At 40.2% G+C, this 21,639-nt stretch carries 22 protein-coding genes and 1 riboswitch; of the genes, 19 read left to right on the top strand and 3 right to left on the bottom strand.

All coding sequences use genetic code 11. From position 1 onward, the window contains the following. Positions 1–11 precede the first annotated feature (11 nt). Positions 12–2,114, bottom strand: coding sequence for an ATP-dependent Clp protease ATP-binding subunit (locus tag AKG37_RS13590; RefSeq protein ID WP_060699277.1), 2,103 nt, complete (start codon positions 2,112–2,114; stop codon positions 12–14). Between the two features lie 243 nt (positions 2,115–2,357). Between AKG37_RS13590 and AKG37_RS13585 the strand changes: the two genes are divergently transcribed. The 6 genes from AKG37_RS13585 to AKG37_RS13560 all read left to right on the top strand — a co-directional run bounded on the left by AKG37_RS13585 (position 2,358) and on the right by AKG37_RS13560 (position 6,499). Beyond that, positions 2,358–3,401, top strand: coding sequence for a YkvI family membrane protein (locus AKG37_RS13585; RefSeq protein WP_060699276.1), 1,044 nt, complete (start codon positions 2,358–2,360; stop codon positions 3,399–3,401). 71 nt (positions 3,402–3,472) lie between these two features. Further along, a riboswitch (PreQ1 riboswitch) is annotated at positions 3,473–3,517 on the top strand. Positions 3,518–3,678: 161 nt separating this feature from the next. Beyond that, complete coding sequence (queC, locus tag AKG37_RS13580) at positions 3,679–4,335, top strand: 7-cyano-7-deazaguanine synthase QueC (RefSeq protein ID WP_024424683.1); 657 nt, start codon at positions 3,679–3,681, stop codon at positions 4,333–4,335. Next, a complete protein-coding gene (gene queD, locus AKG37_RS13575; RefSeq protein WP_060699275.1) occupies positions 4,336–4,776 on the top strand; it encodes a 6-carboxytetrahydropterin synthase QueD in 441 nt (146 codons plus the stop codon). Next, a complete protein-coding gene (gene queE / locus AKG37_RS13570; protein WP_060699274.1) occupies positions 4,769–5,500 on the top strand; it encodes a 7-carboxy-7-deazaguanine synthase QueE in 732 nt (243 codons plus the stop codon). The genes queD and queE overlap by 8 nt, the downstream gene beginning before the upstream one ends. A 15-nt stretch (positions 5,501–5,515) precedes the next feature. After that, entirely contained in the window at positions 5,516–6,013 is a 498-nt protein-coding gene (gene queF / locus AKG37_RS13565) for a preQ(1) synthase (RefSeq protein WP_003211403.1), read from the top strand. A gap of 267 nt (positions 6,014–6,280) precedes the next feature. Continuing rightward, entirely contained in the window at positions 6,281–6,499 is a 219-nt protein-coding gene (locus tag AKG37_RS13560) for a hypothetical protein (RefSeq protein WP_060699273.1), read from the top strand. A gap of 122 nt (positions 6,500–6,621) precedes the next feature. Here AKG37_RS13560 and AKG37_RS13555 read toward each other — a convergent pair whose 3' ends face one another. Further along, positions 6,622–6,810 (bottom strand): YkvS family protein, encoded by a 189-nt coding sequence (locus AKG37_RS13555; protein ID WP_060699272.1) that lies wholly within the window; start codon positions 6,808–6,810, stop codon positions 6,622–6,624. Positions 6,811–6,977: 167 nt separating this feature from the next. Here AKG37_RS13555 and AKG37_RS13550 point away from each other — a divergent pair, with 167 nt between their 5' ends. The 6 genes from AKG37_RS13550 to AKG37_RS13525 all read left to right on the top strand — a co-directional run bounded on the left by AKG37_RS13550 (position 6,978) and on the right by AKG37_RS13525 (position 13,510). After that, a complete protein-coding gene (locus AKG37_RS13550) occupies positions 6,978–7,172 on the top strand; it encodes a hypothetical protein (RefSeq protein ID WP_060699271.1) in 195 nt (64 codons plus the stop codon). Between the two features lie 306 nt (positions 7,173–7,478). Beyond that, on the top strand, positions 7,479–8,129 hold the full coding sequence (locus tag AKG37_RS13545) for a cell wall hydrolase (RefSeq protein WP_060699270.1): 651 nt from the start codon (positions 7,479–7,481) through the stop codon (positions 8,127–8,129). 114 nt (positions 8,130–8,243) lie between these two features. Continuing rightward, entirely contained in the window at positions 8,244–9,560 is a 1,317-nt protein-coding gene (locus AKG37_RS13540) for a polysaccharide biosynthesis protein (protein WP_060699269.1), read from the top strand. Positions 9,561–9,614: 54 nt separating this feature from the next. After that, entirely contained in the window at positions 9,615–10,103 is a 489-nt protein-coding gene (gene stoA, locus AKG37_RS13535; protein WP_060699268.1) for an endospore biogenesis thiol-disulfide oxidoreductase StoA, read from the top strand. A 289-nt stretch (positions 10,104–10,392) separates the two neighbouring features. Beyond that, positions 10,393–12,312: a heavy metal translocating P-type ATPase gene (locus AKG37_RS13530; RefSeq protein ID WP_060699267.1), complete on the top strand. Its 1,920-nt coding sequence runs from the start codon at positions 10,393–10,395 to the stop codon at positions 12,310–12,312. Between the two features lie 103 nt (positions 12,313–12,415). After that, positions 12,416–13,510: a M24 family metallopeptidase gene (locus tag AKG37_RS13525; protein WP_060699266.1), complete on the top strand. Its 1,095-nt coding sequence runs from the start codon at positions 12,416–12,418 to the stop codon at positions 13,508–13,510. 54 nt (positions 13,511–13,564) lie between these two features. Here the strand turns inward: AKG37_RS13525 and AKG37_RS19020 are convergent, their stop codons facing one another. Next, positions 13,565–13,708: a hypothetical protein gene (locus tag AKG37_RS19020; protein ID WP_162838482.1), complete on the bottom strand. Its 144-nt coding sequence runs from the start codon at positions 13,706–13,708 to the stop codon at positions 13,565–13,567. A 93-nt stretch (positions 13,709–13,801) separates the two neighbouring features. On the opposite strand from AKG37_RS19020, the gene AKG37_RS13520 reads away from it, so the two are divergent. The 7 genes from AKG37_RS13520 (at position 13,802) to splB (ending at position 21,535) form a co-directional block, all read left to right on the top strand. Next, entirely contained in the window at positions 13,802–14,791 is a 990-nt protein-coding gene (locus AKG37_RS13520) for a LacI family DNA-binding transcriptional regulator (protein WP_060699265.1), read from the top strand. A 55-nt stretch (positions 14,792–14,846) separates the two neighbouring features. Then, entirely contained in the window at positions 14,847–15,701 is an 855-nt protein-coding gene (gene glcT, locus AKG37_RS13515; RefSeq protein ID WP_060699264.1) for a glucose PTS transporter transcription antiterminator GlcT, read from the top strand. Between the two features lie 202 nt (positions 15,702–15,903). Continuing rightward, positions 15,904–18,003: a glucose-specific PTS transporter subunit IIBC gene (gene ptsG / locus AKG37_RS13510; RefSeq protein WP_060699263.1), complete on the top strand. Its 2,100-nt coding sequence runs from the start codon at positions 15,904–15,906 to the stop codon at positions 18,001–18,003. A 93-nt stretch (positions 18,004–18,096) separates the two neighbouring features. Continuing rightward, complete coding sequence (locus tag AKG37_RS13505) at positions 18,097–18,363, top strand: phosphocarrier protein HPr (protein ID WP_003211078.1); 267 nt, start codon at positions 18,097–18,099, stop codon at positions 18,361–18,363. After that, complete coding sequence (gene ptsP, locus AKG37_RS13500) at positions 18,363–20,078, top strand: phosphoenolpyruvate--protein phosphotransferase (protein WP_060699262.1); 1,716 nt, start codon at positions 18,363–18,365, stop codon at positions 20,076–20,078. The genes AKG37_RS13505 and ptsP overlap by 1 nt, the downstream gene beginning before the upstream one ends. 118 nt (positions 20,079–20,196) lie before the next feature. Further along, positions 20,197–20,424 (top strand): transcriptional regulator SplA domain-containing protein, encoded by a 228-nt coding sequence (locus tag AKG37_RS13495; RefSeq protein ID WP_003211490.1) that lies wholly within the window; start codon positions 20,197–20,199, stop codon positions 20,422–20,424. An 82-nt stretch (positions 20,425–20,506) separates the two neighbouring features. Continuing rightward, on the top strand, positions 20,507–21,535 hold the full coding sequence (gene splB, locus AKG37_RS13490; protein ID WP_060699261.1) for a spore photoproduct lyase: 1,029 nt from the start codon (positions 20,507–20,509) through the stop codon (positions 21,533–21,535). Positions 21,536–21,639 lie beyond the last annotated feature (104 nt).

Here is a 21,639-nt window from a genome sequence, read left to right as displayed (position 1 = left end):
TGAGGATGTAATTATCCTTTTTTTACCACGATCTCATCGTGTTCAACATCCACAGTAAATCCAGAAAGCTGCTCCTCTTCAAGCAGGATCTCCGTCATTTGATCTTCAACGTGCTCTTGGATGGTTCTGCGCAATGGACGAGCACCAAATGCTGGGTGATATCCAAGCTCTGCGATTTTTTCTTTCGCTTCATTTGTGACATGGACTGTTAATTGCTGCTCTTTTAATTGCTCTGACAGCTCATGAAGTAGAAGATCAACAATCTTCACTAAATCATCTTTGTGTAATGAATCAAATTGAATGATGCTGTCAAAACGGTTCAAGAATTCTGGTTTGAAGTAGATGCTGAGTGAATCAATCAATGATTGTTCCTCAATCGCTTCTTCTTGATCAGACTGGAAGCCGACTTTGATCGTTTTATCTGTGCTGCCTGCGTTACTTGTCATGATGATGACTGTATCTTTAAAGCTGACAGTTCTGCCTTGACTGTCTGTTAAGCGGCCATCTTCCATTATTTGAAGGAACATGTGCTGGACATCAGGATGTGCTTTTTCGATTTCATCCAGCAAAATGATGCTGTATGGTTTTCTGCGCACTTTTTCAGTCAGCTGGCCAGCTTCATCATGTCCAACGTAACCAGGAGGTGAACCGATGAGTTTGGACACAGAGTGTTTCTCCATGTACTCACTCATATCTAAACGAATGATCGCATCTCTTGAACCAAATAATTCTTCAGCAAGCGTTTTGGACAATTCGGTTTTCCCGACACCTGTTGGGCCAACGAAAAGGAAGGAGCCTGTTGGTCTATGTTTCGATTTTAAACCCGCTCTGCTTCTTTTCACGGCTTTCGCCACTTTGTCAACCGCATGTTCCTGCCCAATCACTCGTGCTTTTAGACGAACGTCAATTTCTTTCATTTTGGTTTGTTCATCTGATTGCAGTTTGCCGACAGGGATGCCTGTTTTTTGTTCCACAATGGCCTGAATGTCTTCTGCTGTGACGACATGTTCTTTGTCAGTTGTTTTGTTTTGAAGTCTTGCTTCAATCGCTTCTTCTTCATCTCGAATCTTCGCTGCTTTTTCATATTGTTCTTCTTTTAGCGCAGCTTGTTTTTCAGCGGCAATTTGCGCTAGTCGGTTTGTCAGTTCATCTTCACTTGCTGCATCAATGGAGAGGTTCGCTTTTGAACCTGCTTCATCCATTAAATCAATCGCTTTATCCGGCAAATGACGGTCTTGAATATACCGCGAAGATAACTGAACACACGCTTGAATGGCTTCATCAGAATAGGTGACGCCATGATAGGCCTCATACTTATCTTGAATGCCTTTTAAGATGTCGATTGCTTCATCTTGTGTTGGCTCATCCACGATGACGGGCTGGAAGCGTCGTTCAAGCGCAGCATCTTTTTCTATTTGACGGTATTCTTTTAATGTCGTCGCACCTACTAGCTGCAGTTCGCCTCGTGCAAGTGCTGGTTTTAAGATGTTTCCAGCATCCATTGACCCTTCGGCAGATCCTGCGCCTACAAGAAGATGGATCTCATCTACAAATAAAATGATGTTTTTGCGGCTTTGCAGTTCTTTGATGACCTGCTTCATTCTTTCCTCAAATTGACCACGTACTCCTGTGTTCGCGACAAGTGAGGCGACATCTAATAAATAGATTTGCTTGTTCTTTAATTTATTTGGTACATCGCCACTCGCAATTTTCAAAGCGAGTCCTTCTGCGATCGCTGTTTTCCCAACACCTGGTTCACCAATGAGAACAGGGTTATTTTTATTTCTTCTATTTAAAATCTCAATGACTCTTGCGACTTCTTCATCACGGCCAATCACTGGATCAATTAAACCCGCGTTTGCGCCATCTGTTAAATTTCGACCAAGCTCATCGAGTAAGCCCTTTTGCTTTGGCTGCTCCACATTTGGGGCGTGCCCGGTTGGCTGAGAGAAGAATGAACTTCCTCCGAACAGCTGAGGTCCCATTTTCATTTTTGACTGCTCCATCAAAGAGGTGTAGCAGTCTTCACATAAAACCATTTGGCTTCGGGACGAATTTACTTGCATATTCAGGCGAATAGTTGCTTCATTTACTTGACAATGTTGACAACGCATTTGCCATGACCTCCTTAAAATAAAGTTTGACTTTATTTGACCAATGAATGTTAAAGAAAATGGTCGATTGTTGACCATCTTTGACTATAGTATACTCTGACCAATTTTGACTTTCAACTGTTTTGCTCAAAGTCGGATAAAAATCCTTTTTTGCATTTAATCACGGTTTGTCCTTCTTTTCAAGAAACTTGTCTCATAGGATAAAAAAGAAACAATCGAAAGTGATGGGTGCGGAGGGGTCACATGAAACGTTCAAATGAATCCGCTTTTCAGCTTGCCTTTGTATATGTAGGAACAGTGGTTGGAGCTGGGTTTGCGACAGGAAAAGAAATCGTAGAATTTTTTGTTCGTTTTGGCTGGATTGGACTTTTAGGAATTCTGATCAGCGGCATTATATTTACGGGCCTTGGTGCTAAAATGATGCTGATTTCGAAACGAATCGAGGCAGAATCTTATCAAGATATGAATCGTTTTTTATTTGGCGCAGCTGCGAGTCGATATATTAATGTTGTCATGTTTTTTATTTTACTTGGTGTCACTTCAGTGATGATTTCTGGCGCAGGCGCTATTTTTGAAGAGCAGCTTGGTATATCGAAGGAGTATGGGATCTTTTTAACGATTATTCTAAGTGTCATTGTCCTCTTTAAAGGTTCAAAAGGATTATTTGGTGTCAACGTTCTTGTCGTTCCAATGCTGATTTTCTTTTCATTGATCGTATTTCTCGATTCATTCGTTTTTAGCAGCAGTGAAAGTTATGTTCTTGCGCTGCAAATGGGTAATGGTGAGTGGGTGTTATCGGCAGTTTCATATGGTGCCTTTAATTTAGCGCTGTCACAGGCAGTGTTAGTACCTGTTGCAAATGAAATGACATCTGAAGCTGTTATTAAAAAGGGAGCGGTGCTTGGGGGCGGTATGCTGACACTCATTTTACTTGCATGCTTTTTATCACTTTCTTCATTAGATATGCTGGAGGCGTTTGATATTCCAATGGCTCAGGTGGTATATCAAGTCGCAAACTCGATTCATCTCATTTATTTATTCGTGATTTTCGGTGAAGTCTTTACATCTGTTATAGGCAATTTATATGGGCTGGAAAGACAGGTAAGGGCGTATATTCGAATGAATAGTATCTTGACGATATCCCTTATTCTCCTATGCTGCTATGTGATCAGTAAAATTGGCTACGGTACACTGATATCAACGGTTTATCCGATTTTTGGCTATGTCAGTATCTTTTTTATCCTCTTTCTGAGTTTAAAAAAAGTACCTGCATCGCTTGATAAGTAAAGAAAGGATAGCCTGCAAGAAAAATATGTGGTACACTATCCTCTGTAAAAATTGAACAAAAATCCGTGAAAACGGGAGAGGTTCTAGCAAAACCCTCTATAAAAAACTAAGGACTTGCCGTATCCTTGGATGTGGCATTTTTTATTTTTTATGGCTGGGACACCTCATATACACAATTGAAGGTGTATTTTCTTTTGAGAAAAACAGGGGTTTTTAAGAGCCTTTCAGATGCAGCTTTGTACAGTTGTACTCATCTGCAAAAGGAGGAGAACAGAAAATGAAAAATGAAAAAGCAGTCGTTGTCTTTAGCGGGGGACAGGACAGTACGACATGTTTATTATGGGCACTTCAACAATTTGAAGAGGTAGAAACAGTAACCTTTCATTATAATCAGCGTCATCAAGAGGAAATTGATGTAGCCAAAAGAATCGCTGACAAGCTAGGCGTGAAGAATCATCTATTAGATATGTCTCTTTTGAATCAGCTAGCACCTAATGCTTTAACAAGAGATGACATTGACATTGAGGAAAAAGAAGGAGAGCTGCCTTCTACATTTGTGCCTGGGAGAAACTTAGTGTTCTTATCCTTTGCTTCTATTCTTGCGTATCAAATCGGAGCAAGACATATTATCACAGGAGTTTGTGAGACAGACTTTAGCGGCTATCCAGATTGTCGCGACGAGTTTGTAAAATCTTGCAACGTCACCGTGAATTTAGCAATGGAAAAACCATTTGTGATCCATACACCACTCATGTGGCTGAATAAAGCAGAAACATGGAAGCTGGCGGACGAACTAAATGCGCTTGATTTTGTGAAAAATGAAACACTCACTTGCTATAATGGCATCATTTCTGATGGATGCGGGGAATGTCCTGCATGTAAGCTTCGGAAAAACGGCTATGACACTTATATGGAAATGAAGGAGGCAAAATAAATGCTTTCTCAAATCTATCCACAAACGAATCATCCATTTTCATTTGAATTGAACAAAGATATGCATGTATCGGCTGCCCATTTTATCCCAAGAGAAGATGCAGGCGCATGCAGCCGTGTACACGGTCATACGTACACCATCAATATCACCATTGCAGGAGACGAACTAGATGAATCAGGTTTCCTTGTCAATTTCAGTACATTGAAAAAGCTTATTCATGGTCAGTACGATCACACGCTGCTTAATGATCATGAGGAATTCTCATCAAACGATCCATACGCGATGCCGACGACTGAGGTTGTGGCAAAAACAGTGCATGACAAAGTCGCAGCGTATTTATCGACTTTAGCGAACAAACCGACATGTGTTCAGGTTTTTGTCAGGGAGACACCAACAAGCTATTGTATCTACCGTCCGAAACGAGTTGAGATCAATGGCTAAAGCGATTCCCGTATTAGAAATCTTTGGTCCAACCATTCAAGGAGAAGGTATGGTTATTGGACAAAAAACAATGTTTGTCAGAACGGCTGGCTGTGACTATTCTTGCAGCTGGTGTGATTCCTCCTTTACATGGGATGGCTCAGCAAAGCATGACATTCAGTGGCTTCAGGCAGAGGACATTGTCCAAGAACTAAAAAGAATAGGCGGACAGGCTTTTTCTCATGTCACCATTTCAGGAGGGAATCCTGCGCTTTTAAAACAAATGGAATCACTCATTGATTTGCTACATGAAGAAGGAATTGATACAGCACTTGAAACACAAGGGACGATGTATCAGGACTGGTTTTTGAAAATTGATGATTTAACCATTTCACCTAAGCCGCCAAGTTCGAATATGAAAACAGATTTTACAAAATTAACACGTATCATAGATGAGCTGAAAAGCGGAAATAGATTGCAGCATGCAAGCTTGAAGGTCGTGATTTTTGATGAACGTGATCTAGCCTATGCGAAGGATGTTCATGCGAAATACCCTGAGCTCACTTTTTATTTACAGGTAGGAAATGATGACACGACGACTAGTGATGATGCGTACTTGTTAACGCATTTATTAAAGAAATATGAAGCGCTAGTAGATCAAGTCGCGCAAGATCCAGATTTAAACCGTGTAAGAGTGCTGCCGCAGCTGCACACGTTATTGTGGGGAAATAAACGAGGCGTATAGAAAGGAAGAAATAACATGACGACAAGAAAACCAGAAGAATTAGAAGGTGTCACGTTGCTAGGAAATCAGGGAACCAATTATTTGTTTGATTATGCACCACAAGTGCTTGAAACGTTCCCGAATAAACATACAAATAGAGATTATTTCGTGAAATTCAACTGCCCAGAATTTACGTCACTTTGTCCGCAGACAGGACAGCCGGATTTTGCGACGGTTTATATCAGCTATATCCCAAATGAAATCATGGTTGAAAGTAAATCATTAAAATTATATTTGTTCAGCTTCCGTAACCATGGTGACTTCCACGAGGATTGTATGAACATCATCATGAACGATCTGATTGAATTAATGGACCCTAGATACATTGAAGTATGGGGCAAATTTACACCAAGAGGCGGTATTTCAATTGATCCGTATACGAACTACGGAAAACCTGGAACCAAGTATGAAGAAATGGCATCGTATCGTATGATGAATCATGATATGTATCCAGAAACGATTGATAATCGCTAATAAATAGGAAAAGACATGCGGTATGCATGTCTTTTTTTATGGGATTGAAGCGAATCGATCAGACTGAACCTATAAAAAAGAGAAGAGTCATGTCACTCTTCTCATACGAATGGGAATAGAACTTGCTAGGACGGCTGGGGGCTACCAGCTCGTAAACATATTATATATGACAGAACGTATGTTTGTAAAGGGTGAACGTGTTTTTTGCGTATCTTATTTTCTTTGAGATAATATAGGGGTAATGAATGGTAAACGGAGGCGTTAGAGTTGGCAAACAAAGAAGAGAAGACAGAGAAACTGCTAATGGAGCTAAGAGAAGAGCTTCAAATGCTTGAACATCAAAACAAAGAAAGATATAAATGGGGTGCCTCCACATTGCTTGGAGTGATCGCACTCTTAATTGATAAAGGGGTGATCACACCCGAGGAAGTCGACATGTACAAGACAAAGGCGGAAATGCAAACCTTTCAAATGCAAAAAGACTGACCCTTTTTATATGGTGTCAGTCTTTTTCATATGTGATTGTCAAAAAAGAGCAAAGTTGTTAAATGAGTCAAATTTGCTTCATATATACGTATGTAACGGTAGTCTGAATTGAGGATTGCAAATTAATGTTCGGAGTCTTTGATGATTTTATAGTTTTTATGATTAACGACTGTTAGTGAATCCAGTTCTAAATCTCTATAGTTGTCCATAATGGTGACATCCACAATGACAGAGTTTTCATTCACTTTTTCAACTATCCCTGTTAAACCATTTCTAAATTCGATCACATTTCCAATTTTTGCAATCTTCAACCGATCTCTCTCCTTTAAAAACAGATTTCATTCCCTATTAAAAAGTATTTTGCAATATTTTCATACTAATGTAAAGGATAAAGGCGTTTTTGTTTCGTTTTCGTTGTATGCTTTTCTAACGAATGGTATATTTAATATTTGATCATGGCTGAAAAGGAGCGGTTTTTTTGACTGAAGAACAAATCCTCACAATACTTGAATCATTACGGAATGGGACGGAAAAACAAGTGACCATCCAAAAAGATGATTTTTTAACGTTTCGTTCTGTTTTGGTGGATCAAGATGATTTTAAACATTTTCGCGGGATTGCTAAACATGGTGGAGATGTTATTTTTGAATATCTTACAGAAGCAAGAAGCTAAAGCTTTTTCTCATTGATGAGAGAAAGCTTTTTTATTTTCGTTCTTTTGTCACACTTCAAACCAGTCTGATACATATGAAAAGAAAATGTAATAACCCATAATCAGGAGCATAAGGATGATGATAGGTGAAAAAGGGACCTTTTTAAGCGCTAACAATTCCATTTTATGTGCGCTCAACTAGGACATGCCATTTAATGACGGAATTTGGACAGGCATGTAAATCTTTGTGCGTGAAAATAGAATGAGCTCTTGTTAGAGTGGACAAGTATCTTACAGCCTACTTTGATTATAGGAGGAAAAAGGCGAATGATTAAAATTCATACAGCTCTTTTTGTCATCCTTATGCTGGTTGCAGCAATGAAGATGGACAATATACAAGAGCAGCAAGGCACATTAAGTCACGAAATTTCACAAGCACCTGTTAAACATCAGCTTTCATATATAGATCAAGATCACGATCAAGTCATCCCAGCATTTTCTGAAGAGAAGCGTCAGCCAAAAGTGAAAATGCTAAGTACGTCAACAGAAGAAAAGTCTTCAAAACCGAAGCAAGAGAAAAAAGTAAAATCTGAAACGACGAATAAGGCAAGCGGTAAACAATATTCTAATGAAGAAATGGACTTGCTTTCTCGATTGGTACACGCTGAAGCAAAGGGTGAATCTTACGAAGGGAAAAAAGCGGTGGCAAGCGTCGTCTTAAACAGAGTGGAGCATCGCTCTTTTCCTGATAGCGTTAAAGGCGTTATTTATCAGCGAAATGCCTTCCAACCAGTATCGAATGGAAGTATTCATGATAAGGCAGATCAAGATTCCATTAAAGCTGTGAAGCAAGTCGTGAAAGAACATGACAGAACAACAAAGGCCATTTATTTTTATAATCCAAAAACGGCAACAGATCATTGGATTCGTTCTCGCAAAATTGTAGAACGTATTGGGCGTCACGTATTTGCCGTATAAAGGAAAAGAGCGATCAATAAGATCGTTCTTTTTTTGTCTTCAATTATCAAAATATTTTCAGGACTTGTCTCATAGAATGTGAAAAGAATTTTCTTTTAGACAAGGGGAGGCTACATGAATCGATTTGTAAAAGGGGTCATTCTGCTATCTGTCGCAGCTTTTATTGCGGAGTGTATCGAGTTTTTAGTCAATATGATTTTAGCGAGAGAGCTTGGAGAACATGGAATGGGTCTTTATATGAGCATTCTTCCGATCATCATGCTTGTCCTTGTGATCGCCAGCTTAGAGCTGCCAGTCTCCATTTCTAAATTCATTGCAGAATCGCATGAGCGGCTCCATAAAAGTATGTTGCGCCATGCCTTTAAAATGACGCTTGTGGTGACATGTACAACAACAGGTATAGCAGCGATTGTTCTGCCTTTCATTCCTGTGTTTCAGTCGTATCACCCGCTTATGAAGGGCCTAGTGCTGTCTCTTATTCCGATCATTGCGTTTACCTCCATTGCCCGCGGCTATTTTATGGGGAAACAGCAAATGGGCAGAATCGCTCTAGCTAATATGCTGAAGAAAACAATCCAGCTCATCTGCTTGTTTTTGTTTTTTCATTGGTATTCGTTTGATATTGAAACAGCGGTCCTCATCGCCATTGGTGTCATTGTTGCGAGTGATCTTGTCGTCTTTATTTATTTATACTCTCAATACGTCATGGCAAAAAATGCTGTGAATGTTAGGTCTGTTGAATTAAGAGGGATTGATGTGAGAAAGCGCCTTTTAGCCGTTTCCATTCCGACAACTGGCATGCGCATCTTTCATGCGATTGCCAATGCGGTTGAACCGTTTTTAATCAAAGGAGCCTTAGTTGCAGCAGGCATTTCTGGAACACTTGCTGTTGATCATTACGGCATGCTGGCTGGTGTGGCGATGTCGATCGGTTTTTTTCCAGCCTTTATTGCTCATTCCATCATGATTGTGATGATTCCTAATGTATCTGAAGCCTATGCTTTGGGGCAGTATGATCTAGTGAAAAAACGTGTCAGGCAGGCAATTCTGATTACGTTTGCATACGGAGTGCCGGCAGTGATGGTGATGTATTATTTTGCTTACCCACTCACGCAGCTCTTTTTTGATTCACCGCAAGCTGCGGTCTATTTACAGCTGCTTTGGCCATACTTTTTATGCCACCTGTTTGTGATGCCGTTTCAAGCGTGTTTAATCGGGATGGGGCTTATCAAAGATGTGTTCCTGCATAATATATGGGTGCATGTTGTCTCTTTTTCTATGGTGTATTTCCTTGGTTCAATTGAAAGCTTAAATATGATGGGGGTTATATTAGGAATGAACACAGGCATGCTGCTTTTGACTGCTCTGCATTATGCGACGATTTGTAAGGAACTTGGCGTTTCAATGTTTCTTACAATGAAAAAAGCTTGAATGTCATCATCATCGAGAGGGCAAGCTATAAGAAAACTGGGAAGGAAGATCATGATGAATCGTAAACATCTACCCGTCAGTCTTCTGATGATGAGCCTGCTTCTATTTTTAATGAGTACAGTGACAGAGGCAAAAGAGCCAGTGATGGCGCCAAGAATAGAGGCTCCGACACTAACTGGTAAAACGCAGATAGTTCCCGCAAAAGGGAAAAAGACCATTCTGCATTTTTGGACAACATGGTGTCCATCCTGCAAAATGGAGCTGCCCGAATTTGAACAGATTGTAAAAGAAAATCAGAGTGATGTTGACATATTGACCGTGAATTTACTAGGAGCTGAACAAAGTAAACATGCTGTTGCCCAATTTGTGAAAGACAGAAAGTTTACATTCCCAATCATACTAGATGAACATGGAGAAATGATGAAGAAATATCAAATCATCACCATTCCAACGACCTTTTTAATTAATGAAAAAGGAGAAGTGGTGAAAAATCATGTAGGTCCGCTGACGAAAAAACAAATTAAAGAGTGGACGGATTCATAGAACAACTCCTTTGTGAAAGAACCAATTCTATTTGGTTCTTTTTTTGTGTTCATTTTCTTTTCATCTGAATAAACTGTGCTCAGAGGAGGATGGAATGTCCTATCATAATAATGATAATTATTATCAAGAAGAAATTATAATAATTATTAATTGAAAATTACTCAGAACCTGTTATAATGAGTAACAGACCTATAAGAAGCTTGAAATAGCAGAAAAAATAGATGAAAAATGAAACGGGCAACGATTGATAATATGAAAACTATTATCAATTAGAGAGGAGAAAACAATCATGAATGAGAATACAGTACTTTATCAAACGACAAATCAAAAGGAATCGAAATTGTCCTTTCATAAATGGGCACAGCACGGAGAATTAATTGCAGCAGGGATCTCGGGCATTCTCATTTTAATTGGATGGATGTTAAAGGATCAGAGCATGTGGAGCATTCCTCTTTTTATCCTCGCTTTTGTCATTGGAGGTTTTGCAAAGGCGAAGGAAGGAATTGAAGAAACCATCTCGTCTAAAACGTTGAATGTTGAACTTTTAATGATTTTCGCAGCAATAGGATCAGCTCTGATTGGCTATTGGGCAGAAGGCGCCATCTTAATCTTTATTTTCTCACTGAGTGGTGCGCTTGAAACGTATACGTCAAATAAAAGCAAGAAAGACTTAACAGCTTTAATGAGCATTGCACCGGATGAAGCTACTTTAATTGAAGAAGATGGCACGATGATTCAAATCGCCGCTTCATCATTAACACCAGGTGACCGTATTATGATCAAAGCTGGGGAACGTATTGCAGCTGATGGTGTGATTTTAAGTGGTAGAACAAGTGTGGATGAATCTGCGCTTACGGGAGAATCTGTTCCACAGGAAAAAGGGCAAGGGGAAAACGTTTTTGCAGGAACAGTGAACTTAAATGGCTCCCTAACAGTAGAAGTCACTAAACATAACGAAGAAACGCTTTTCCATAAAATTATTAAACTTGTCGAATCTGCTCAAGAAAGTGTTTCGCCAAGCCAAGCATTTATTGAAAAATTCGAAGGGGCTTATGTAAAAGGTGTGTTGATAACCGTTGCGATTTTAATGGTTCTGCCTCATTTTGTGCTTGGCTGGAGCATGAGTGAAACCTTCTACCGGGCCATGGTGTTTATGGTCGTTGCTTCACCTTGTGCACTTGTTGCATCTATTATGCCAGCCGCACTGTCGCTAATTTCAAATGGTGCAAGAAACGGAATGCTTGTCAAAGGAAGCGTCTTTTTAGAAAAACTAGGCACAAGCAGCATGATCGCTTTTGATAAAACGGGGACGATTACAAGTGGAAAGCCAGCTGTAGAACAAGTGGTAATTGCTAATGGGCAGGATGAATCTGCTTTTTATCAAGCGCTTTATCAAATTGAGAGTCAATCAAATCACCCTTTGGCAAGAGCAATTTCAGAGATGGCAAAAGAGCACCAAACAGAAAGATCAGCCCATGTCACCATTGAAGAAACCTCTGGGTTTGGGGTAATAGCACAATTAAATGGAGAAACATGGCGGATTGGGAAGAAAGACTTTGCTGGAAAAGCGTCAATCGGCCGCAAAATTGAAGAGACAGGTGATGATCTTTCGGCGCAAGGATACACAGTGGTCTATGTTCAAAAAGATCAAGAAGTCGTTGGCTGCCTAGGCCTTAAAGATCAAATCCGACCTGAAGCTAAAAAAATGATTCAAGAACTGAATGATTTAGGCATCCAAACCGTCATGCTGACAGGCGATCAGCAAAAAACGGCAGAAGCTATTGCGCAGGAAGCCGGCATCCAAACCGTTGTGGCTGAATGTCTTCCAGATGAAAAGGTACATGAGGTCAATCAATTAAAAAAACAAGGTAATTCAATTATTATGGTGGGAGACGGAATTAATGATGCACCTGCACTTGCCACAGCAGACGTTGGGGTGGCGATGGGCGGAGGTACAGATGTTGCCTTAGAAACAGCGGATCTCATCTTAATGAAGAACAATTTAAATAACCTAACAAAGATGATCCGCCTTTCAAGAAAAATGAATCGAATCATTAAACAAAACATTGTTTTCTCTTTAACGGTCATTTGTCTGTTAATTTGTGCGAATTTCTTACAAGTGCTTGATCTGCCTTTTGGTGTCATTGGGCATGAAGGAAGTACGATTTTGGTTATTTTAAATGGACTGCGTCTGCTTCGCGCATCTTAAGTAAATTATCAGAGTGCACTGGATTCATGCCAGTGCGCTTTTGTGCGAAATGCAGTAAAAACTGATACAATAGATCAGTACAAAACGCATGAGGAGGATCATGATGAATCGAATGAAAAGCTTGTCTTCTTGGCTTAAGAAAAAAGACATTCAAGGTGCATTTATACATACAAAGGAAAATGTGTTTTATCTATCTGGATACTTCACAGAGCCGCATGAAAGAGTGATGGGGCTGTTTGTATTTCAAGAGGCAGAGCCATTTTTTATTTTGCCTAAAATGGAAGTCGAACAGGCAAAAAATGCAGGATGGTCCGGCGATATCATTGGATATGAAGATCATGAGAATCCATTTGATTTCATTCAATCAGCAATAGAAAAACGAGGTGTTCAACTGGCGCATCTGGCGATTGAAAAAGAATCGATTCCGCTTCAAAGAGCAGAGCAGCTGCAAGCTGTTACCGGGGCAGAAACTTTTGTCCGGGCTGAAGAAGAGCTCAATCAGTTAAGACTAATTAAGGATGAGTCAGAAATTGCTACATTGAAAAAAGCGGCTCAATTGGCAGATGAAGGCGTAAAGATTGGTGTTAATGCTTTAAAAGAAGGAATCACGGAAACAGAAGTGCTTGCAGTCATAGAATATGAACTAAAGAAAAAAGGCATTCAAGGCATGTCCTTTTCAACCATGGTTCTCTTTGGTGAAAAATCAGGTGAGCCTCATGGAAATCCAGGACAGGCAGCCTTAAAAAAAGGCGATTTTGTGTTATTTGACCTTGGCGTCATTGTCGATGGATATTGCTCAGACATTACAAGAACATTTATCTACCAGGAAGCTTCTGAAAAGCAAAAGGACATTTATCAAACCGTCTTAAACGCAGAAATGGCTGCCCTTGAAATGAGTAAGCCAGGCGTGAGAATCGGTGATCTTGACTTAAAAGCTCGCGGGCTGATCACAGAAGCAGGATATGGTGACTATTTCCCGCATCGCCTTGGGCATGGTCTTGGGATTTCTGTTCATGAGTTTCCTTCTATGAGTCAGGCAAATGACGACCTTCTGCAAGAAGGTATGGTATATACGATTGAACCAGGTATTTATGTACCCGGAGTCGGCGGCGTGAGAATTGAAGATGATGTTCTAATTACAGCGAATGGTCCTGTCACCTTAACCAATTATCCGAAAGAGCTGACGATCATCAAGTAATGAAAAAAATCACGATGAACGTCCAGGCCATGGAAGCGTCATCGTGATTTTTTGTCACTCTTTTCGATCCTTATCAACAAAAAAATCATCAATTGATTGAAACGGTTTGATTTTATGGTCTTTTCCTAAAGGACGTAGTGCAAAACGAGCAGAAAACAAAACAGTCATACATAATACGATCCATATGATGAAACCCATCTTGAATTCCCCTTTCCACCCAGTGATTTGTTCAGCTCACATACATCTTAAAGTATGAAACGCTTACCATATCAAGAGAAAGTAGGAGAAAAAATGGCAAACATACGGGAGATTGCAAAAAAAGCGGGCGTATCCGTGACAACTGTATCACGTGTGTTGAATCATCATCCTTATGTCAAAGAAGAAAAAAGGGAACGAGTTCTAAAAGCGATGAAGGAGCTCAAATATACGAGAAACATCCAGGCTGTCCATTTAGCGAAGGGCTATTCGAATATGCTTGGCATCGTTCTTCCAAACATCGAGCACTCTTATTTCAGCGGACTTGTCACAGGTATGGCTGAAAAAGCACAGGCGCGCGGCATGCATTTTGCTTTATTTCAAACAGGATATGATCCATTAAAAGAAAAAGAAGCATTAATGAGTTTAAAAGAGCGCCGTGTAGATGGTTTAATATTTTGTTCAAATGCGTTAAGTGATGAGCACATTTTAAAGTGGCAGGAATTTGGGCCGATTATCTTTTGTCATCCCACGCAGCATGATACATGCTCAACCGTCTCGATTGCGCATGATCAAGCATTTAAGGAGGGTCTGCACCATTTGGCAGCATGCGGCCATGAGCGAATTGCAATTGTTCTCGCCAGAACAGAAGGAGCGAATAGCGAGTCTCGCCTTCAGGCTTATCAAGACATGATGCAGTCGCTCGGGCAGTCTATTGATGAGGAATGGATCATTGATGGGAAGCTATCACTTATTGATGGAAAGCAATTATTTGCAGAATGGCAGAAAATGAGAAATCGCCCTACAGCATTATTCATCACAAATGACGACGTCTCTGCAGGCTTTTTATTAGAGGCGCGGCGCCGTGGCATAAAAGTAGGAGAATCTCCAGCCATACTCAGCTTTCAATATAACCAATTAAGTGAGGCTTTAGGGATTTCTAGTATTCATATTCCCCTCAAACAAATGGGACAGGAAGCGTTTGACTTGTTCGACCTGGCATTAAAGGGAGAGAAATCCGAAAAAAGAATGCTGCCATTTCGTCTGATTGAACGAACAACAACCGTTTTAAAAAACAATCGTTGACGCACGTTTCATCTGTTTTGTACGATAAGAGGGATTGAAAAAGAAGGAGGTGGGGATGTTCATGGAATCCTTCACCGTTGATAAAGCGTTAAATAATAATGTCATCATCGCAAGACACCCTTCTTTGGGCGAAGTGGTTCTGATCGGGAAAGGAATCGGCTTCGGAAAAAAATCGGGGGATCATCTCGATCAAGACGTGTTTGAAAAGATGTTTGTGTTAAAAAACACGAAGGAACAAACAGAATATAAACAACTGCTTCATCATATTGATGAGAACATGATTGAGCTTGCCAATGATGTCATTTATCATATACGAAAAAAAATGGGACAACGCTTGAATGAGCATATTCATGTTGCACTGACCGACCATATTGCGTTTAGTTTTAAGCGGGTGCAGCAAGGCTATGATATCACGAACCCGTTTATGCTTGAGACTCAATCGCTATACCCGAAAGAATACGAGGTCGCAAAGGAAGTCGTTGAACTGATTAACGAGCGTCCAGATGTTGAAACAAAGCTCCCAGAAGGAGAAATTGGCTTTATCGCGCTCCATATTCATTCAGCTTTGACGAACCGGCCTTTATCTGAGGTGAACCGTCATTCGCAGCTAATTACGCAAATGGTCCAAGTCATAGAAGACTCATTTCATATGAAAGTAGACAGAGAAAGTATTCATTATTTACGCTTATTACGCCATATTACGTTTTCAATCGAGCGTATTAAACGGGGAGAATCATTAGAGGAGCCAGAAAAATTGCTTCATCTATTGAAAAATGAATATCCTTTATGCTACAATACTGCTTGGAAAATGATCAAAATTTTGCAGCATACATTAAAAAAGCCTGTACAAGATGCAGAGGCTGTCTACTTGACGCTTCATCTGTACAGATTGACGAATAAAATTTCATAGTTTCCTTGAAACGTGTAACTGATTCGATCAGGCATGAGTGACTTAAGGTAAATACAGGATAAGATCCTGTTATTTGCGCAACCTTATATCACCATGCCTTTTTTTGTGTTTGAAAGTGAAATGTAAACGGTTAATTATGAAATGTACGTCAGGGAGCAGCCCAAATGTATGTTGTAAGCGAAAACAAAAGGAGGTTCAACCAGTGTTTAAATCACTTTTTGGTGTGTTGCAAAAAATTGGACGAGCTCTCATGCTTCCAGTTGCGATCCTTCCTGCTGCCGGTATTTTACTAGCGCTTGGGAATGCGATGCAAAATCCGCAGCTGATTGATGTAGCTCAATTTTTAAGTAACGATACGATTCAGCTTGTTGCAAGTGTCATGGAGAATGCGGGGAACATCGTCTTCTCAAATCTTCCGCTCTTATTTGCGGTAGGGGTTGCCATCGGTCTTGCCAATGGAGATGGTGTAGCGGGGATTGCCGCAATCATCGGTTACCTTGTCATGAACGTAACGATGAGTGCCGTATTAATGGCCAACGGATCCATTCCATCCGATTCAATCAAGTTGGCTAAGTTCTTTAAGGAAAGCCATCCAGCATATGTTAATATGCTCGGGATACCGACCTTGTCTACCGGAGTTTTTGGCGGGATTATTGTAGGGGTATTAGCAGCTTATATGTTTAATAAATTTTACAAAATTGAGCTCCCGCAATATCTTGGCTTCTTTGCTGGTAAACGTTTTGTTCCAATCGTCACTTCTATTTCAGCACTTATTTTAGGGCTTTTGATGCTAGTCATTTGGCCACCAATCCAAGGTGCGCTGAACTCATTTTCAACAGGACTGCTTGCAGCGAATGAGCCGCTGGCTGCCTTTGTATTCGGTGTCATTGAACGCTCACTAATACCGTTTGGTCTGCACCACATTTTCTACGCGCCATTCTGGTATGAATTTTTTAGCTATAAGAGCTTATCAGGAGATATTATTCGTGGTGACCAGCGTATCTTCATGGCGCAAATCAAAGATGGTGTTCAGCTGACAGCTGGTACATTTATGACAGGGAAATATCCGTTCATGATGTTCGGTCTTCCAGCAGCAGCTCTTGCGATTTACCATGAAGCAAAACCAAAGAATAAAAAGCTTGTAGCTGGAATCATGGGATCAGCGGCCCTTACTTCTTTCCTAACGGGGATTACTGAACCGCTTGAATTCTCATTCTTGTTTGTTGCACCAGTACTATTTGCGATTCACTGTGTATTTGCTGGATTATCCTTTATGATAATGGATATTCTAAACGTGAAAATTGGGATGACTTTCTCAGGAGGGTTAATCGACTTCTTCCTATTCGGAATTCTGCCAAACAGAACCGCTTGGTGGCTTGTCATTCCAGTAGGTCTCGTACTTGCTGTCATCTACTACTTCGGATTTAGATTCGCCATTCGCAAATTTAATCTGAAAACACCAGGGCGCGAGGATGAAGCAGCAGACGGAGCAAGTGATGTGAAGTCTGAAAAAGGTAATGACTTACCTTATGAAATCCTTGAAGCAATGGGTGATCAAGAAAACATTAAGCACCTTGATGCTTGCATTACGCGTTTACGTGTCACGGTTAATGATCAAAAGAAAGTGGACAAAGACCGCTTGAAAAAGCTTGGCGCTTCAGGTGTTCTTGAAGTAGGAAACAACATCCAGGCAATCTTTGGTCCTCGCTCTGATAATTTAAAAACACAAATGCAGGACATCATTGCAGGCCGCACACCTCGTCCAGCGAAAGACCCTTCTGCAAAAGAAGAAGTCAGCCAGCAGGTCGAAGAAGTCATTGCAAAGCCGCTGCAAAATGAACAAGGTGAAGAAATTTTTGCTTCACCAATTACAGGGGAGCTTCATCCAATTACAGATGTACCAGATCAAGTATTCTCAGGGAAAATGATGGGTGACGGTTTCGCTATCTTGCCAACAGATGGAACGGTGGTTTCACCGGTAAGAGGGAAGATCTTAAATGTATTCCCAACGAAACACGCTATTGGTCTTCAATCTGATGGTGGACTTGAAATTTTAATCCACTTCGGTATTGATACGGTCGGCCTCAAAGGAGAAGGATTTGAAGCATTTGTACAAGAGGGAGATAAAGTAGAAATCGGTCAAAAACTTTTAGAGGTTGATATTGATAAAATTAAGACTGAAGTACCATCTTTGATGACACCAATTGTATTTACCAACTTAAGTGAAGGACAATTTATTGACCTTCAAGAATCCGGTGAAATCAAAGCTGGACAAGAAAATATCATGAAAATTTCAAAATAATTTTCATAACTGCCGTTCTTGTTAGATGACAAGCTCGGCAGTATGATATAATATTGTGGATGTATTAATTGTATAAAAAGGAGATTGATAAAAATGGCTCAACAAACATTCAAAGTAACAGCAGATTCTGGAATTCACGCACGTCCTGCAACAGTTCTTGTACAAACTGCTAGTAAATATGATGCTGATATCAACTTAGAATATAATGGTAAAACAGTGAACCTGAAATCTATTATGGGTGTAATGTCTCTAGGAATTGCAAAAGGTGCTACAATCACGATCTCTGCTTCTGGTTCTGATGAAAATGATGCACTTGCTGCGCTTAAAGACACAATGAAAAGTGAAGGCCTAGGCGAGTAATGCAACAACTGAAAGGAATCGGTGCTTCAGCAGGCGTTGCGATTGCAAAAGCATATCGTCTGGAAGAACCAGATTTAACAGTTCACCAAAAAGACATCAACGATCCAGAGACAGAAGTGAAGCGTTTTGAAGAAGCAATTCATGTTTCTAAACAAGAACTTGAAGCAATTAAAGCACATGCGCTAAAAGAGCTTGGCCAAGACAAAGCAGATATCTTTTCTGCCCATCTTCTTGTGTTAAGTGATCCTGAACTGCTTAACCCAGTAAAGGATAAAATTAATGCTGATAAAGTAAATGCTGAATTTGCTTTAAAAGAAACAGCGACAATGTTTGTCACAATGTTCGAAGCAATGGACAATGAATACATGAAGGAACGTGCAGCGGATATTCGCGACGTAACAAAACGTGTCATTGGACATTTACTAGGCGTGGACATTCCAAACCCAAGCATGATTTCTGAAGAAGTCATCATCATTGCTGAAGATTTAACTCCTTCTGATACTGCTCAGCTAAACAGACAATTTGTCAAAGGTTTTGCGACAGACATTGGCGGACGTACTTCTCACTCAGCAATCATGGCAAGATCTATGGAGATTCCAGCAGTTGTTGGAACAAAAGAAGCAACAAAAACGGTAAAAAACGGTGATCTGATCATTGTAGATGGTATTAGCGGAGACGTCATCATTCAGCCTTCTGAAGATGAAGTGAAAGCGTATCAAAAAAAGCATGAAAGCTACTTAGCTCAAAAAGCGGAATGGGCGAAACTTGTTGACCAGCCAACGGTCACAAAAGACGGCGTTCACGTAGAGCTGGCTGCAAATATCGGAACACCTGAAGATGTAAAAGGTGTACTCGAAAATGGCGGCGAAGCAGTTGGATTGTACCGTACTGAATTTTTATACATGGGCAGAGATCAGCTTCCTACAGAAGAAGAGCAGTTCGATGCGTATAAAACAGTTTTAGAGAAGATGGAAGGGAAAGCAGTGGTTGTCCGCACATTAGATATTGGCGGCGATAAAGAGCTTCCTTACTTGCAGCTTCCAAAAGAAATGAACCCGTTCCTTGGCTATAGAGCCATTCGCCTTTGCCTAGAAGAGCAGGAGATTTTCAGAACACAACTACGCGCGTTACTTCGTGCAAGTACATATGGAAACTTGAAAATCATGTTCCCTATGATCGCGACGTTATCAGAATTCAGAGAAGCAAAAGCCATTTTACTTGAAGAAAAAGAAGCATTGGTTGCCGCTGGTACAGACGTTTCTGATTCCATTGAAATCGGAATGATGGTAGAAATTCCATCAACGGCTGTTATCGCAGATCAATTTGCAAAAGAAGTAGATTTCTTCAGTATTGGAACGAATGATTTGATTCAATACACAATGGCTGCTGATCGAATGAACGAACGAGTGTCTTATCTTTACCAGCCTTACAATCCAGCGATTTTACGTCTTATAACGCTTGTCATTGAAGCAGCGCATAAAGAAGGTAAATGGGTTGGCATGTGCGGTGAGATGGCAGGAGATGAAATCGCAATCCCACTTCTACTTGGATTAGGATTAGATGAATTCTCAATGAGTGCAACATCCATTCTTCCAGCAAGAACACAGCTAAGCAAGCTTTCTAAGGAAGAAGCTGCATCATTTAAAGAGCATATCTTGTCACTTAGCACAACAGAAGAAGTTGTTGATTTTGTAAAGAAAACATTTCAATCATAACTAAGTGAATCAAAACCAGACAGGTGAAACTGTCTGGTTTTTTTGTCGAATTTTATCATATTAAGTCATATTGGTCGGTGAGAAGGGCACCCTATAATTAAAAATGGAGGTGACCAGATTGCCTTTCTCAGATTATAAACCGGGTGATCAAGTATATGTGATTTATCGAAATCCACATGCAGCAAACGTTGCACAAATTAAAGAAGCAGAAATTGTTTCACATCCATATAACGAAGAAGAGCTTGCCCTATTTTTACTTGAAACGTATCATCCATTAGCTCCTGATGATGCTGTTTTTCCAACATATGAAGAAGCAGAAGCTCTTTATCAAGACTTGTTTGAATAAGGGAGATTTTAGAAAGGATAAAAGCCATCCTGAGCGGTTAAAGTAACGGTATGAAAACCTTAAAGGTAAGGATGTGCTTAATATGATCAAACCTTTCGTTCCCCAGCTTGTTTACATTGAACCCCGGGCGTTAGAGTACCCGTTAGGACGAGAGCTGAAGGAAAAGTTCGAGGGTATGGGAATCGAAATAAGAGAAACAACCTCACACAATCAGGTCAGAAATATTCCGGGGAAAAATGATTTGCAAAAGTATCGTAACGCGAAGTCAACGCTTGTCATTGGTGTGAGAAAGACATTGAAGTTTGATTCGTCTAAACCATCTGCAGAGTATGCAATTCCATTTGCAACAGGATGTATGGGTCATTGTCATTATTGTTATTTACAAACGACAATGGGAAGTAAGCCGTATATTCGAACGTACGTCAATGTAGAAGAAATATTAGATCAGGCTGAGCAGTACATGAACGAGCGTGCGCCTGATATCACGAGATTTGAAGCCTCCTGTACTTCAGATATCGTAGGAATTGACCATTTGACACATACGCTCAAACGAGCAATTGAATACTTTGGGCAGACCGACCTAGGAAAGCTTCGTTTCGTTACAAAATTTCATCATGTTGACCATCTGTTAGATGCAAAGCATAATGGGCGAACAAGATTCCGTTTTAGCATCAATGCCGATTATGTCATTAAATATTTTGAGCCCGGAACATCACCGCTTGATCAGCGGATTGAAGCGGCTGTTAAGGTTGCAAAGGCGGGCTATCCTCTTGGCTTTATTATTGCTCCAATCTACATCCACGAAGGCTGGCAGGAAGGATATAAAGTTCTTTTTGAAAAGCTCGATGCTTCCCTTCCTGAAGATGTGAGGAATGATATCACCTTTGAAATGATTCAGCACCGCTTTACAAAGCCCGCAAAACGTGTGATTCAAAAAAACTATCCGAAATCAAAATTAGAATTAGACGAAGAAAAAAGAAGGTACAAGTGGGGCAGATACGGGATAGGTAAATATATCTATCAAAAAGATGAGGAAAAAGAACTAAGAAAGACTTTGGAATCATATATCGATCAGTACTTTCCGTCTGCAAAAATCGAATATTTTACTTAAAACAAGCCATTATGGCTTGTTTTTTCTATTTAATTTTTTTTTGAAACTATTGAATGCACTAACCATTTTGCCGATATATAAAATAAGGAATGAAAGTAGATGTA

Origin of the sequence: Bacillus australimaris (assembly GCF_001307105.1) — a bacterium.
Taxonomy (GTDB): Bacteria; Bacillota; Bacilli; order Bacillales; family Bacillaceae; genus Bacillus; species Bacillus australimaris.
The sequence above is the reverse complement of the archived record's forward strand: the minus strand, read 5'-3'. Positions and strand labels throughout refer to the sequence as shown.

Excerpts from the sequence above, each read along its gene's own strand:
- splB (WP_060699261.1), top strand. The coding sequence starts at position 20,507 with ATGATCAAACCTTTCGTTCCCCAGCTTGTTTACATTGAACCCCGGGCG.
- AKG37_RS13540 (WP_060699269.1), top strand. The coding sequence starts at position 8,244 with ATGAATCGATTTGTAAAAGGGGTCATTCTGCTATCTGTCGCAGCTTTT.
- queD (WP_060699275.1), top strand. The coding sequence starts at position 4,336 with ATGCTTTCTCAAATCTATCCACAAACGAATCATCCATTTTCATTTGAA.
- AKG37_RS13520 (WP_060699265.1), top strand. The coding sequence starts at position 13,802 with ATGGCAAACATACGGGAGATTGCAAAAAAAGCGGGCGTATCCGTGACA.
- AKG37_RS13585 (WP_060699276.1), top strand. The coding sequence starts at position 2,358 with ATGAAACGTTCAAATGAATCCGCTTTTCAGCTTGCCTTTGTATATGTA.
- AKG37_RS13530 (WP_060699267.1), top strand. The coding sequence starts at position 10,393 with ATGAATGAGAATACAGTACTTTATCAAACGACAAATCAAAAGGAATCG.
- stoA (WP_060699268.1), top strand. The coding sequence starts at position 9,615 with ATGAATCGTAAACATCTACCCGTCAGTCTTCTGATGATGAGCCTGCTT.
- AKG37_RS13505 (WP_003211078.1), top strand. The coding sequence starts at position 18,097 with ATGGCTCAACAAACATTCAAAGTAACAGCAGATTCTGGAATTCACGCA.
- AKG37_RS13545 (WP_060699270.1), top strand. The coding sequence starts at position 7,479 with ATGATTAAAATTCATACAGCTCTTTTTGTCATCCTTATGCTGGTTGCA.
- AKG37_RS19020 (WP_162838482.1), bottom strand. The coding sequence starts at position 13,708 with ATGGGTTTCATCATATGGATCGTATTATGTATGACTGTTTTGTTTTCT.
- AKG37_RS13525 (WP_060699266.1), top strand. The coding sequence starts at position 12,416 with ATGAATCGAATGAAAAGCTTGTCTTCTTGGCTTAAGAAAAAAGACATT.
- queF (WP_003211403.1), top strand. The coding sequence starts at position 5,516 with ATGACGACAAGAAAACCAGAAGAATTAGAAGGTGTCACGTTGCTAGGA.
- queC (WP_024424683.1), top strand. The coding sequence starts at position 3,679 with ATGAAAAATGAAAAAGCAGTCGTTGTCTTTAGCGGGGGACAGGACAGT.
- AKG37_RS13590 (WP_060699277.1), bottom strand. The coding sequence starts at position 2,114 with ATGCGTTGTCAACATTGTCAAGTAAATGAAGCAACTATTCGCCTGAAT.
- glcT (WP_060699264.1), top strand. The coding sequence starts at position 14,847 with ATGTTCATGGAATCCTTCACCGTTGATAAAGCGTTAAATAATAATGTC.
- ptsP (WP_060699262.1), top strand. The coding sequence starts at position 18,363 with ATGCAACAACTGAAAGGAATCGGTGCTTCAGCAGGCGTTGCGATTGCA.
- queE (WP_060699274.1), top strand. The coding sequence starts at position 4,769 with ATGGCTAAAGCGATTCCCGTATTAGAAATCTTTGGTCCAACCATTCAA.